General features: G+C 66.0%; 8 protein-coding genes. 1 reads left to right on the forward strand and 7 read right to left on the reverse strand.

From position 1 onward, the window contains the following. Positions 1-5: 5 nt before the first annotated feature. The 7 genes from KVS69_RS15240 to KVS69_RS15270 form a co-directional block, all read right to left on the reverse strand. Positions 6-2570: an exo 1,3/1,4-beta-D-glucan glucohydrolase gene (locus KVS69_RS15240; protein WP_217538790.1), complete on the reverse strand. Its 2565-nt coding sequence runs from the start codon at positions 2568-2570 to the stop codon at positions 6-8. A 23-nt stretch (positions 2571-2593) separates the two neighbouring features. After that, positions 2594-3928, reverse strand: coding sequence for a xylose isomerase (gene xylA, locus KVS69_RS15245; RefSeq protein ID WP_068852108.1), 1335 nt, complete (start codon positions 3926-3928; stop codon positions 2594-2596). Positions 3929-3969: 41 nt separating this feature from the next. Next, entirely contained in the window at positions 3970-5463 is a 1494-nt protein-coding gene (gene xylB / locus KVS69_RS15250) for a xylulokinase (protein WP_217538791.1), read from the reverse strand. A 65-nt stretch (positions 5464-5528) separates the two neighbouring features. Further along, positions 5529-7058, reverse strand: a complete 1530-nt coding sequence (locus KVS69_RS15255; RefSeq protein WP_217538792.1) for a tryptophan halogenase family protein — start codon at positions 7056-7058, stop codon at positions 5529-5531. 13 nt (positions 7059-7071) lie between these two features. Further along, entirely contained in the window at positions 7072-8091 is a 1020-nt protein-coding gene (locus tag KVS69_RS15260) for a cupin-like domain-containing protein (protein WP_217538793.1), read from the reverse strand. A 3-nt stretch (positions 8092-8094) separates the two neighbouring features. Beyond that, entirely contained in the window at positions 8095-8853 is a 759-nt protein-coding gene (locus KVS69_RS15265) for a SapC family protein (RefSeq protein ID WP_217538794.1), read from the reverse strand. A gap of 67 nt (positions 8854-8920) precedes the next feature. After that, positions 8921-12058, reverse strand: coding sequence for a TonB-dependent receptor (locus KVS69_RS15270; protein ID WP_184123499.1), 3138 nt, complete (start codon positions 12056-12058; stop codon positions 8921-8923). 296 nt (positions 12059-12354) lie between these two features. On the opposite strand from KVS69_RS15270, the gene KVS69_RS15275 reads away from it, so the two are divergent. Beyond that, the gene (locus tag KVS69_RS15275) at positions 12355-13443 is read left to right on the forward strand and encodes a LacI family DNA-binding transcriptional regulator (protein WP_217538795.1); all 1089 of its coding nucleotides are present in this window, start codon (positions 12355-12357) and stop codon (positions 13441-13443) included. Positions 13444-13475 lie beyond the last annotated feature (32 nt).

Genomic DNA, 13475 nt, shown 5'->3' on the forward strand with positions numbered 1-13475 from the left:
CATGGTTACGCGCCTGGGCATGCGACGGTGGCGTCCGCTTCGTTCAGGGCGCCCAGCGCGACGCGTGACACCGAGAGCGTCATTGCGCCGGCGGTGCCGATCGACCAGGGCCGATCCAGCTTGCCCACGTCCGCCCCTGCGCCTGCAAGACACTTCAACGGCACACCCACGCGCTTCCATTCGCCCACCGGCAGCTTGGCCAGCGCAGGTGCGAGCGGCACGCGGGCGGTACACCCGGCGCCGCAACCGACCGACAGCCAGGCTTCGCCCTTGGGCGCAGCATCCACCCGCAGCGTGGTGATCAGCATCAGGTCGCCATTGCTCTCGCGCTGCAGGTCCAGCGGGACGTGCGACTGCACGGCAACCGTTGCCTCACCCTTGCCCGACCATGCCAGGCGGCGGCCATCTTCCTGCACCAGGTGGTCCACGCCGGTGACCTTGAGCAGGTCGCCATCGAGTGATTCCGGCACCTTGGTGACGGTCACGCCCTGCCCCGTGCTGCCTTCCAGGCGCAGCGCCATGCCGGAGCCGGCGTCACCGCGTGCGAAGAACACACCGGCCGCCCCTTCGTTGCCGGTCACGCCGGAAACTTCCGGCAGCGGCGCCAGGTCGCCCTTGTCGGCGTAGGTCAGGCCGAAGCCGAAGGCGAACTGCGGGTCGTAGTCTTTCTGTCCCACATTGTTGGCGTACTGGATCGCGGTGCGCGGCCAGCTGAAACTGAGCTTGCCCTTGAAGTCGTGCTGCACACTGCCATCGGGCTTGCGCAGCAGCACATCGGCAATGCCGCCACCTTCCGAACCGGGCAACCACGCCGCCACGAAGGCATCGGACGCATTGATCTCGCGGTTCACCCACAGCGGGCGTCCGCTCAGGAACACCGCCACCACCGGGATGCCATCGGCCTTCAGCTTTTTGATCAGATGAAGATCCGCGTCGTCGCCCGGCTTGTAGGCCAGTGTCGCCAGGTCGCCCTGGAATTCGGCATAGGGGTTTTCGCCGAACACCACCACGGCCACGTCCGGCTTGGCGGTGTACTTCCCATCCACGGCCAACAGCGCTTCGCCGCCTGCGGCCTTCGCTTGCTGGGCGATGCCTTCAAAGATGCTGTCCGCGTTCGGGAAGTCCTTGCGGGTGGTACCGGTGCCCTGCCAGTTCAGCGTCCAGCCGCCGGCCTGCTTGCCGACATCGTTGGCCCCATCACCGGCCACCAGGATGCGCTGCTTGGGCGCCAGCGGCAGCACGCCGCCCTGGTTCTTCAGCAGCACCAGCGATTCGCGCACGGCCTGGCGTGCCACGGCGCGATGCTCCGGTGCGCCGATCAACGCGAACTGGCCGCCGACCGTGCGCGATGACGGCTTGCCGGCTTCGAACAAGCCGAGCCGCATCTTCACCCGCAGGATCCGGCGCACCGCATCATCCAGGCGTTCCTGGGTGATGGTGCCGGCCTTCGCCGCCGCCAGCGTGGTCTCGTAGAAGCCCTTCCAGCTGTCCGACGCCATGGCCATGTCCAGGCCGGCATTGATGGTGGCCGGGCAATCGGTAGTGGTGCAGCCCTTGACCTGGCCATGGCCGTTCCAGTCGCCCACCACGAAGCCGCCGAAGTTCATGCGGCCCTTCAGTGCATCAGTGAGGTAGGCCTTGTGGCCATGCATCTTCTCGCCGTTGACGCTGTTGAACGATGCCATGACGGTCTGCGCGCCCGCCGCGATCGCGGTCGGGTAGCCGGCGGCGTGGATGCGCACCAGCTCGGCTTCGCTGATCCGGGTATCGCCCTGGTCCTTGCCATCGGTGGTGCCGCCGTCGCCGAGGAAGTGCTTGACCGAGGCGATCACGTGGCGGCCATCCAGGAAGTTGGGCGAACCAACCTTGCCCTGCAGGCCCTCGACCACGGCGCCGGCGTAGCTGGCCACGACTTCGGGCGATTCGGAATAGCCTTCGTAGGTGCGTCCCCAGCGGTCGTCCTGCGGGACCGCGACGGTGGGTGCGAACGCCCACTCCATGCCGGTGGCGCGGGTTTCCAGCGCGGTGATCTCGCCGATCCGCCGCACCAGGTCCGGATTGCGGGCCGCGCCCAGGCCGATGTTGTGCGGGAACAGGGTGGCGCCGACGATGTTGCTCTGGCCGTGCACCGCGTCGATGCCGAACAGCACCGGAATGGCCTTGCCGCCCTGCGCGGTGTCCATCGAGGCTTCGTAGAATGCATCGGCCAGCGCCAGCCATTCGGCGGGCTTGGCGTCGTAGCGGCCGCCCGGATCGGAGTTGCCGCCAGCAAGGATGGAGCCCAATCGATACCTGCGCACGTCATCCGGCGTGATGCTGGCGATGTCGCCCTGCACCAGCTGGCCGACTTTTTCCTCGACCGTCATGCCGGCCATCAGCTCGGTGATCCGCTTTTCCATCGCGGGGTCGTCGGGCAACGGCCAGGTTACCTGGGGCCAGGGGTTGGCATCGGTCTTTGCCTCGGCCTGCACGGGCGCTACCGCCTTGTCGTCGCCCTTGCAGGCCGCGAGTGAAAGCAGCAGCGCGGCCAGCAGGAAGCCGGTGCGGCGGGTGGCGTGGTAGTGGGTCATGGTGCTCATCCTTGCCAGTGGGCTCAACGCAGGAGGTACTGGTTGATCAGGTTTTCGTAACGTTCCTGCTTGCCGCTGATCTGCTTCGGCTCGCCCCCCTTCGCGCCCAGTGCCGCCAGCTCGGTGAGGCTGAGCGCGCCGCGCTCGAAGTCCTTGCCGGCGCCGCTGTCGAAGCTGGCGTAACGCTCCTTGCGCCACTGTTCCCACGGCGAGTCGTTCAACAGCCCATGGGCCACTTCCAGCCCGCGCGCGAACGCGTCCATGCCACCGATATGGGCAATGAACAGATCGTCCAGATCGGTGGATTCACGCCGCACCTTGGCGTCGAAGTTGAGGCCGCCTTCCAGGCCGCCCTGGCGCAGCACCACCAGCATCGCGCCCACGGTGTCGTACAGGTCGCTCGGGAACTGGTCGGTATCCCAGCCGTTCTGGGCATTGCCGCGGTTGGCGTCGATGCTGCCCAGCAGGCCGTGGTCGGAAGCGACCTGCAGGTCGTGTTCGAAGGTGTGGCCGGACAGCGTGGCGTGGTTGGCTTCGATGTTGAGCTTGAAGTCCTTCTCCAGGCCGTGTTCCTTGAGGAAGCCGGCCACGGTGGCGCTGTCGAAGTCGTACTGGTGCTTCATCGGCTCCATCGGCTTGGGCTCGATCAGGAAGTTGCCCTTCAGGCCGATGCTGCGGCCGTAGTCACGCGCCATGGTGAGGAAGCGCGCGAAGTGGTCCACCTCGCGCTTCATCTGGGTGTTCACCAGCGAGGCGTAGCCTTCGCGGCCGCCCCAGAACACGTAATGTTCGCCACCCAGTTCAACGGTGGCTTCCAGCGCGGCCTTGACCTGCACGGCGGCGCGCGCCACCACGGCGAAATCCGGATTGGTCGATGCACCATTCATGTAACGCGGGTGCGAAAACAGGTTGGCGGTACCCCACAGCAGCTTGATCCCGGTGGCGTCCTGGCGCGCCTTGGCCAGGCCGACCATGTGCTTGAGGTTCTTTTCGTACTCGCCCACATCGTCGGCATCCGGCGACAGGTCGATATCGTGGAAGCACCAGTACGGCACGCCCAGCTTGGTGAAGAATTCGAACGCGGCGTCCACCTTCGCTTCGGCGCTGGCCAGCGGCGAGCCGGCGTCCCACGGGAAATGGCGGGTGCCCGGGCCGAACGGGTCGTGCCCGGCGTTGCAGAAGGTGTGCCAGTAACAGACCGCGAAGCGCAGATGCTCCTGCATGGTCTTGCCGCCGATCACCTTGTTGGCGTCATAGACCTTGAACGCAAGCGGGTTGTCCGAACCGCGGCCTTCGAAGGGGATACGCCCGATCCCGGGGAAGTATTCCTTGGCGCCAATGTAGGGTTGGGTGCTCATGGTGCAGTTCCTTTCGTTGTGCGAGGTGTCGCGTAGAGGAATCAGCCGCGCTGCAGCGGCGTGACGGCGTCGAGATAGCGCAGGAAGCGCGCATAGGCGGTGGCATAGGCAGGCGTACGCGCCGGCTCCGGGCGCGCCGACAACTGCGGGTCGAGCGCCACATGGCGCTCGGCGATATCGGCAATGCTGGCCTCATCGCCGCGTGCGTGGCCCAGCGCCCACAGCGCCTGCAGGGCCGCACCGAACGCTGCGCCTTCGGGCTGGGTCGGCACGTCCACCGGCAGGCCGAACACATCGGCCACCAGCTGCCGCCAGGCGGCGCTGTTGCTGCCGCCGCCGGTGAGCACGATGCGGTCGAACTGCATGCCGGCGCGGACGAAGGCGTCGTAGCCGTATTTCAGGCTGTACGTCGCCCCTTCCATCGCCGCTCGATACAGGTGGGCCGGGGTCATGTTGGTGGTGTCCAGGCCGGCCAGCACGCCTTTGCCGTGTGGAAGGTCGGGCGTGCGCTCGCCATTGAGGAACGGCAGCATCACCAGGCCATCGGCACCGGGCGGCGTGGTCCGCAGGTGGCCATCGCCGAAGCGGGTGCTGAAATCGAAAGCATCTGCGACCTGCTCGGTCACCACGGTGCAGTTCATGGTGCAGATCAACGGCAGCCAGCCGCCGGTGGACGAGCAGAACGCGGCCCAGGCCCCTTCGGGGTCGACCACGGGGGTGTCGGAGTAGGCAAACAGCGTGCCCGAGGTGCCCAGGCTCATTGCCAGCCGACCGGGCACGACGCAGCCGGTACCGATGGCCGCCATCATGTTGTCGCCACCGCCGACGGCCACCTTCACGGTGGCAGGCAGGCCGAACGATTTCGCGGCTGCCGGTGCGATATCGAACAACGCTTCCGGTGGCGCGATGGGTGGCAGGCAATCGGCCAGATCGCGTTCCGGATCGGTCGCGCGCAGCAGCTCGGGCGACCAGGTGCGGGTGCGCACGTCCAGCCAGCCGGTGCCCGACGCATCGCCGTATTCGCAGAAACGCTCGCCGGTCAGCACGAAGTTGAGGTAGTCGTGCGGCAGCAGGATGGTGGCCAGGCGCGCGTACGCATCGGGACGGTGCGTTTTGGTCCAAGGCAGCTTCGAGGCGGTGTAGCCGGTCAGGATGGGGTTGCCGGCCAGCGCAATGGTCTGCGCTGTTCCACCGGCCGCGTCCATGATCTGCGTGCACTCGGCGGCGGTGCTGGTATCGCACCACAGCTTGGCCGGTGCCAGCACTTCCCCTGCGGCATCGAGCGGCACGAAGCCGTGCTGCTGGCCGGACACCGCCAGCGCAGCAATGCGCGAGCGCACCGACGGCGTGATCGCAGCGAAGCAGCTGTGCAATGCGGCCACCCAATCGGCCGGGCGCTGTTCGCGGCTGCCATCGGCGGCGCTGTCCAGTTCAAGCGCCGCGCTGGCGCTGGCCACCACGCTGCGCTTGGCGGGGTCGTAGACCAGCACCTTCAGGCTCTGCGTACCTGCATCGATTCCCGCAACCAGATCCATCCCATGTACCCCGTGTGTTCTTGAAAGGTAGCGCTACCAATTTCGTGCGGCAAAGCGTGGCTCCGCTAGGCGGTGGCCAGGCTCCGCGGCCAGACTTCTGCCGGCGCCTTGCAGTAGCGTTCAATGAACTCTGCCTGCGAAGGCATGCTTGCCGCGGCCTGCTGTATCGGCTGCTGGATCCGCGCCAGCAGCGTGCGCAGGTCGGCATCGCCGAGCGCGCGCGCCAGCGGGTGCGGCGGCCCGGGCAGGATGCCCTGCCCCATCAGGACGCTGGTCCAGGAGTCCACGCGGAACAGTTCCCCGGGGTCCTGCCAGGCGTGTGCGCGTTCGCGCCAGGCGCGCAGCCGCACCGCCAACGATTCGGGCAACTCCATCTCGCGGCACGCCTTCCACATCGGCTCGTCGCGCTGGGTGGCGTGGTAATGCAGGATGATGAAGTCACGCACGTGCTCCATTTCCTGCCGGCTGACATCGTTGTACAGCGCGGTGAGCGTCGGGGTGATGCCATCGAACGGGAACAGCTGGATCAGCCGCACCACGGCGCTGATGGTGAGGTGGATGCTGGTCGACTCCAGCGGTTCGATGAAGCCGCTGGCCAGACCCAGCGCCACCACGTTCTTGTTCCAGGCCTTCAAGCGGCGCCCACTGCGGAACGGCACCAGCCAGGGATCACGCAGCGGCTGGCCTTCGACGTCACGCAGCAGCTTGGCCTGCGCCTCGTCGTCGGACATATGGCGGCTGGAGAACACCAGCCCACACCCTACCCGGTGCTGCAGCGCGATGTGCCAGCGCCAGCCGGCCTCGTGCGCGATGGCGCGGGTGTACGGCACTGGCGGCTTGACCGACGCGGTCTGCACGGCCACGGCGCGGTCACTGGGCAACCACTGGTTCCAGTCTTCGTAGCCGCTGTGGAGGGTCTGCTCGGTCAGCAGGCCGCGGAAGCCGGTGCAATCGATGAACAGGTCACCTTCGATCACCTGCCCGTCTTCCAGTACCAGCGCCGCAACGGAGCCGTCGTGGGTGTGCTGCCGCACTTCGCGGATCTTGCCTTCCACCCGGCGCAGACCCTGCGCTTCGGCCCGGCGGCGCAGGAATTTCGCGTACAGCCCGGCGTCGAAGTGATAGGCGTAGTTGACCTGGGGCTGGGTCTGCAGCGAGAACCGGTCACCGCGCGAGGCCACGCTTTCCAGGCAGAAGTCGCCCAGGTCCGAGGGCATGCCGCGGCGCAGGCTGTCCAGCCAGAAATGATGGAACGGGGTGGCCCAGGTGCTTTGCCCGATGCTGCCGAAGGGGTGGATGAAGCGCTCACCCGGGCGGCGCCAGTTCTCGAACGAGATCGAGAGCTTGAAGGTACCGGCCACCGCCTTCAGGAACTCCTGCTCATCGATCTGCAGGTAGCGGTGGAAGGTGCGGATCGGCGGCACGGTGGATTCGCCTACGCCCACGGTGCCGATCTGCTCGGACTCCACCAGGGTGATGTCCAGCTGCTCGCGGAACTGGTGCGACAGTGCGCAGCCGGCCAGCCAGCCTGCGGTACCGCCGCCGGCGATGACCACCTTGCGGATGCGCCCTTCTGTTGTGTTCGCAGCGTTCAAAGCAAAGCCCCCATCAGCGGTTCAGTCGACCGAGCAGCTGCGCGCGGGTGCGGCGCGCCTGCATCTCGTCGAACGGTGCAAGCTCTCCCCGGGCGGCGTCGGGCAGGTGCTGCCCTGCGCGCTCACCGGGACCGAACACGTAGTACTCGAAGATCTTTGCCCAGGCCTTCTTTTCGCGCTCCGGCAGATCGCGTAGCGCCCACATCGCATGCTGCAGGGCCGGCAGCGGCGAGGACAGGAAGCTGGGCACGCTGCGCCACCAGTAGTTCACCAGCACGTTGAACGGTTCCAGGCTGCGCACGTGGTGCCACCACATGCTGGGAATGAAGATTGCATCGCCCGGTTCCAGAACGGCGGTCTGCGCGCTGGCCAGCGCGTCACGGAACCGGGGATGGCGGTCGAAATCCGGGCGGTCGAAATCGACCACGCTGACCACCTGCCCGCCCGGGGTGGGTTCCAGCGGGCCCGGATAGAGGTTGTCGATCTGCTCCGGCGGGAACAGGGTGAACCGGCGCCGGCCCACGGCGCAGCAGGCCAGGTTGTCCGGCGTGTCGTAATGGCAGGACGCGGTAACGCGGTTGCCGATCCAGATGCTGGCCGAGGCCTCGATGCCCTGCCCAGCCAGGCCGGCATCATTGGCCTGCGCGAACCCGGGCAGCGCACGCTCGATCAGCAGCGAGGCCACGTAATAGGTGGGCGGCTTCGGGGCATCGAAGGTGTCGGCGATCTCGTCCAGCACCTGCGACAGCAGTCCGCGCCGGACCTCGAAGTTCAACTGGGTGAAGTCGTCGTTGTAGAACGGGCGCCCTTCGATCTCGGGGCCGCCGAAGGAGTACTGCACCGGCAGCCCGGCATCGAAACCGCGAAGGTAGGCCAACGCCTCCTGGGGGGACCGTAAGCCGGCCTGCACCAGTGCCCAGTCGCGCGCGATGCCGCGCAGCACCACTGGCTCGCCGGCAGCCACCAGCGCCGCCAGCGGCAGCGCATCGGGCTGCAGGCCTTCCAGGGTGCGCATGGCAACGCCATCCCCCATCGGTCAGTTCCTGCCCGTCGCCGCGGCGGCATCCTGCGTGCGCAGGCGCCGCTGCTTTTCCGCAATCAGCCGCCGCATGTTGTGCAGTGAAGCCAGCATCAGGTACGCGCCTTCCAGGTAACCGGCGCGGTTGAGTTCGGCAAGCGCGGCGCCGTCCAGCTGGGCCAGGCGATCGCGGTCGATCGCGTGCAGTCCGTTCACGCCCACCCGGTTCTGTGGGTCGATCTGCACGTCGAGCGTGATCGGTTGAATCAGGCCTTTCGTGTCCAGCATGGCAAACATCTCGGCGCCAAAGGCATGGCCGTCGTGGATGCCGCGCAGTACGTTGGCAATGTGGTCCAGATAGGGGCTGTTGCCACCCTGTGGCAGGAACACCGGCTCGCCGGCGCTGCTGCTCACGCGCGGGTGGTCCAGGTCCACGTGCAGCACCGGTTCCCGGGTGAGCGCTCCGTCGATGCGGTTTTCCTGGAACCCGATCAGGAACGGCCCCTTGGCTGCAGCCCCCGGAAGGTAGGACGCATTCCAACGGCCGTCGTCCAGGTACAGATTTTCGTGCTGTTCAAAGCCCAGCAGAACCACCGACTGCCACTCCCCGGTGGCGGCGTCTTTGCGCAGGAAAATCGGGTATTCCCGCTGCAGTTCGGCGTACTCGCTCGGGTAGGCCGGCACCATGCCTACCGCGTCGCCAAATTCGGGCCCGAAACCGGTCGCGACACGCAGCTCCCGGTGGGCGATGTTGTTGAGCATTTCGTAACGCGGCATGTGTAGTCCAATCCCTGCAGGAGCCTGCACGGGTGCCGCTGCCGGAACAGCGGCACCCGTGGCCTGTTCAGAACCTGTAACGAACGCCAAGCATGTAACGCGGATCCTGGTCAGCCAGCTTCACCATCATCTGCGAGGTGCGCGAACGCCAACGCACGTCCTCACCGGTCAGGTTGATGGCTTCCAGGCTGAACGACCAGTTGTCATTCAGCGTGTAGCCCACGCTGAGGTCCCACTGGTCGTACTCTTCCACATAGTACGGGTTTCGGCTGGAACCCTGGTTGGCCAGGATCAGGTACTGGTCGCGCCAGTTCCAGGCCAGGCGCACCGACCAGCCGTACTTTTCGTACATCAGCATGGCATTGGCAGTGTCGCTGAGACCCGTGAGCGAGAACTGGTCGACGTTCGGGTCGCCCGCGTCGTTGTAGCCCACGTCGCCGTTGACGATGGTGTAGTTGGCCAGCACGCCGAAGCCGGTGTCGCCGAAGAAGTACTGCCCGCCCAGCTCCCAGCCATGCAGCTTGGACTCGTTCTGGTTGATGGGGCGGTTGACGTTGAACTGGTACAGCGGGTCGGCCGCCGTGCCATACAGGTCGTAAGCCGCCTCGGTGGCCAGTACCTGTGCGCCGGTGCCGTCGTAGGCACCCAGCCCGGCCGGGTTGTTGCGCAGCAGCGCCAATGCGGTGAACAGCGAGGTGTCATTGGCCGAGCAGGCCGCCGCGTTGGCCGGGCCAACTTGGGCGATACAGGCCCCACTGGTCAGGAAGCCAAGCGCCGCCTGCGCGTCCGGTCCGGAGGTGGGGTCGCGCAGGCCGTACAGGTTTTCCTGCACGATGGTGTTGCCGATGAAGTTGGCGACCTGCTTGTTCCAGTACGTCACCGACACATAGCTGGCATCGGCGAAGTACCACTCCAGGGCCAGGTCCAGGTTGTCCGATTCCAATGGTTTCAGGGCCGGGTTCTGGGCGGTGCCGCTGGCCCGCGAGGACGGGTCGATCAGCACCGAGCCGAACGGCTGCTGCGCGGTCGGGCCGGCGTACAGATTGCCGATCGGCGCGCGGGCAATGCTCTTGCCGAACGAGATGCGGCCCTTCAGGTCGTCCAACAGGTCGATGCTGAAGTCCAGGTTCGGCAGGATGTAGCTGTAGCTGGTCTTCTCGGTGAAGGGCTGCTGCTCGTCGGACAACAGCACGCGGAAGTCATTGTTCGCCTGCCACTGGATGCCTTCGGGAATGGCGATGATCGAGGTCGACACCACATCGGTGGTTTCGTAGCGGACGCCCAGTCGCGTATTGGTGCGGTGGCCGCCGAGGTCACCGTCCAGCTCGATCTGCATGTACGCCGAGTTCGTCTTCTCTTCCACCCGGTTGTCGGCAGCATTCTGTGGGCTCACGCCCAGGTTGGCGCCGTAGTACTGCCCCGCCCACTGCGCCAGCCGGCCGGCGTCGCCGCGCCAGGCGCTGAAGCTGTTGATGTTGAAATCGTCGAACATGCCGACGATGTTCACCGGCTGCAGCAGGTCCATCAGGCCGTTGGCCACATCGCCGTTGACATTGGCCACGCCCCAGTCGCCCAGGGTGTTGTAGTTCTCCGCGGCCTGGATGCGGTGGGTGGTCTGCTTGCTGGTGTCCACGCCGAACTGGAAGCGGCCTGCGTCGAAGGCCCACTCACCGTCGACACGGCCCTGCTTGATCTCGCTGATCTGCGTCTGCGAATTGATGCGCAGCACCTGCGAGCCGATCTCGCCCGGCACGAATCCGCCGTTGACCACGCCATTGGTCTTGGCGATAGCATCGGCAGCGGTCGGGTACCAGACCTGGGTGCCCACCGGCAGGCCGTTGTTCCAGACCATTTCCTGCACGTAGGTGCCACCGCACTGCGGCCCGGTGGTGCAGTTGTTGGTGCCGGCGATACTGGAGAAGATGGAGCCGCCGCCGGTGAGCGGATCGTTCGGCCGGCTTTCGTTCTTCGAATCGTGGCCGTCGAAGCTCAGCTTGAAGCGGTCGGTGATGTTCCAGGTGGCATTGAAGCCCAGCGAACCCAGCTTGTACTTCTGCATGCTGCGCTGCTGTTCAAGCCCGAAGTCCTTGGTGCCTGCGATTTCGCGGATGTAGATCGGCGTGGCCACCGCACCGCTGGTGTCGAAGACCACATCGGTGTAGTTGCTGTTCTGCAGCCACATGCCCTGCTCGCCACGATTCTCTTCGATCTCGTTGGTCGAATAGGTGTAGTCCAGGGTCAAGGTCACCGCATCGGTCGGAGCGAACTGCAGCACCGCCTGGCCATTGATGCGCTCGCGCTCGAAATCGGCGAAGGCATAGCGCAGGTCGTTCGGGCGCCCGTACAACGCGCCAATTGCAGGTGCGTTGGTCACGGTCGGGTTGCCGGGCATGGTCCCGGTCCACGGCTGGATGTTCCAGTAGTTGTTGGTGGCCTGCACCGAGCCACCCTTGCGCTTCTGGTAGCTCGCGCTGACACCCACGCCCCAGGTCTTGTCCGGGTTGGTGTAGCTGAAGATGCCGGAAAGCTCAGGCGTGATGTCGTTGTCGAACGGCTGGCTCTGGTCGGAGACGATCTTCGCCCCGGCGCTGGCCACCGTGCCCTCATGGTCGAACGGACGCCCGGTGAGGATGTTGATGGTGGCGCCGATACCGCCGCTGGGTACGTTGGCCTGGCTGGTCTTGAAGACCTCGATGCCATTGACTGCTTCGGCCGCCAGCTGCGCGAAGTTGAACGCGCGGGTACCGCCGTCCACACCGCCGATGGCGACCTGCCCCGCCGCGCCGAACGCGTCGGCACCGGGCATCTGGCGGCCGTTGAGGGTCACCATGTTGAACTGCGGGCCAAAGCCACGCGCGGTGACCTGCGCGCCTTCACCATCACGGCGCTCGATCGAGATGCCGGTGATGCGCTGCAGGGATTCGGCCAGGTTGGTATCCGGGAACTTGCCGATGTCCTCGGCACTGATCGCGTCCACTACGCCGGCCGAGTCGCGCTTGATATCCATCGCCTGGCTGAGGCTGTTGCGGATACCCGTTACCTGCACCGTATCCAGCTGGGTCGGGGTGGTCTGTGACTGCGACTGCTGCTGCGCGGCAGGTGCCGGTGTTGCGGCGTCCTGTGCGAATGCGGGATTGATGACCAGAACGCCGCCCACGAAGGTGAACATGGCCCGGGATGTAAGTTTCGCCAGCTTCCGGCTCATGCGTGAGCCCTCAGGTCTGGGGTACGACGGAAAGCACAAGCGCTCATGACTCTCCCCTCTGACATACGATCGAATGGATGTACCGCCCCTCCAAGGGGCACGCACGGGCGATGCCCGTCTTCCACACCGAACATCGCAGTGCGTTTTCGCTGCACTGCGACTCAAACTCGCTTTCAGGCTTGCCAGAACACGCGTTTGGTATATGGGGGGTCCCCGCTGAGCCTTACCTTGGCTGAGTGGTAGCGCTACCATCGCGTCAGGGCGCAGACTAATCACCCGGTCACACGGTTGTCATCATGCAGCGCAGCAAAGGAAACGCTTCCTTGAAAAACAGCCAGAAAGTGGTGCGTCGCAGAGGCAGTGCAATCACCATTGACGAAGTCGCCGCGCATGCCGGCGTATCGGCCATGACGGTTTCGCGCGTAATCAATGGCCATTCCAGCGTGCGCGAGGAAAACCGCGAACGGGTCATACGCAGCGTGCTTGCACTGGACTACCGGCCCAACCTGGCGGCAAGCGCCCTGGCGGCGGCGCAGCACACCTGCATCGCGCTGATCTACACCAACCCCAGCTCCAGCTACCTGCGTGAGCTGCTGGTCGGCGCGCTGCGCGGGTCTACCCGGTCTGCGGCGCAGTTGGCGATCTCCACTTGGGACGGGTTGAGCGCCACCGCACGGCGCGAGGCGGCACGGCAGCTGTGCGACAGCGTGGCCGGGGTGATTCTTCCGCCGCCGCTGTGCGAATCCAAGGCGATCGTCGACATTTTCGTCAATGCCGGGGTCCCGGTCGTCTCCATCGCATCCAGCCAGTTCAGCGACCGGGTTTCCTGCGTGCGCATCGATGACCGCCATGCAAGCCAGCAGATGGTTGCGCATCTGATCGGCCACGGGCACACACGCATCGGCTACATCACCGGTGATCCGAACCAGACCGCCAGCGCGCAACGCTGGCAGGGATATCGGGATGCATTGGCAGAGGCCGGCATCGGGTACGACGAGGCGCTGGTACAGCCCGGGCTCTTTACGTATCGTTCCGGACTGGAGGCGGCCGAGCATCTTCTGGCCCTGCCCCACCCGCCCAGTGCGATCTTCGCCAGCAACGATGACATGGCGTCGGCGGTGGTTTCAGTGGCACATCGGCGCGGGCTGGACGTGCCGCGTGATCTTTCGGTGGTGGGCTTCGACGATACGTCAGCGTCGACCATGGTGTGGCCGGAACTGACCACGATCCATCAACCGGTGGCGGACATGGCGGACACCGCCATCGACATCCTGCTGCGGGAGATCCGGCGCGCGCCTGCTTCGGCGCGCGCCACCGTGAACCATGTGCTGGCGCATCAGTTGATCCTGCGCCAGTCAGTGTCGGGCCCGGTAGAACTTCCCTAGCTAGAAGTCACACCCTCCTGCTGGGACCATTC

The organism is Stenotrophomonas sp. GbtcB23, assembly GCF_019091045.1.
In the GTDB taxonomy this organism is placed as follows: Bacteria; Pseudomonadota; Gammaproteobacteria; order Xanthomonadales; family Xanthomonadaceae; genus Stenotrophomonas; species Stenotrophomonas rhizophila_A.

Bases quoted from the DNA above. Each gene is read 5' to 3' on its own strand.
- KVS69_RS15265 (WP_217538794.1), bottom strand. From the start codon at position 8,853: ATGCCGCGTTACGAAATGCTCAACAACATCGCCCACCGGGAGCTGCGT.
- KVS69_RS15270 (WP_184123499.1), bottom strand. From the start codon at position 12,058: ATGAGCCGGAAGCTGGCGAAACTTACATCCCGGGCCATGTTCACCTTC.
- xylA (WP_068852108.1), bottom strand. From the start codon at position 3,928: ATGAGCACCCAACCCTACATTGGCGCCAAGGAATACTTCCCCGGGATC.
- KVS69_RS15275 (WP_217538795.1), top strand. From the start codon at position 12,355: ATGCAGCGCAGCAAAGGAAACGCTTCCTTGAAAAACAGCCAGAAAGTG.
- xylB (WP_217538791.1), bottom strand. From the start codon at position 5,463: ATGGATCTGGTTGCGGGAATCGATGCAGGTACGCAGAGCCTGAAGGTG.
- KVS69_RS15260 (WP_217538793.1), bottom strand. From the start codon at position 8,091: ATGGGGGATGGCGTTGCCATGCGCACCCTGGAAGGCCTGCAGCCCGAT.
- KVS69_RS15240 (WP_217538790.1), bottom strand. From the start codon at position 2,570: ATGACCCACTACCACGCCACCCGCCGCACCGGCTTCCTGCTGGCCGCG.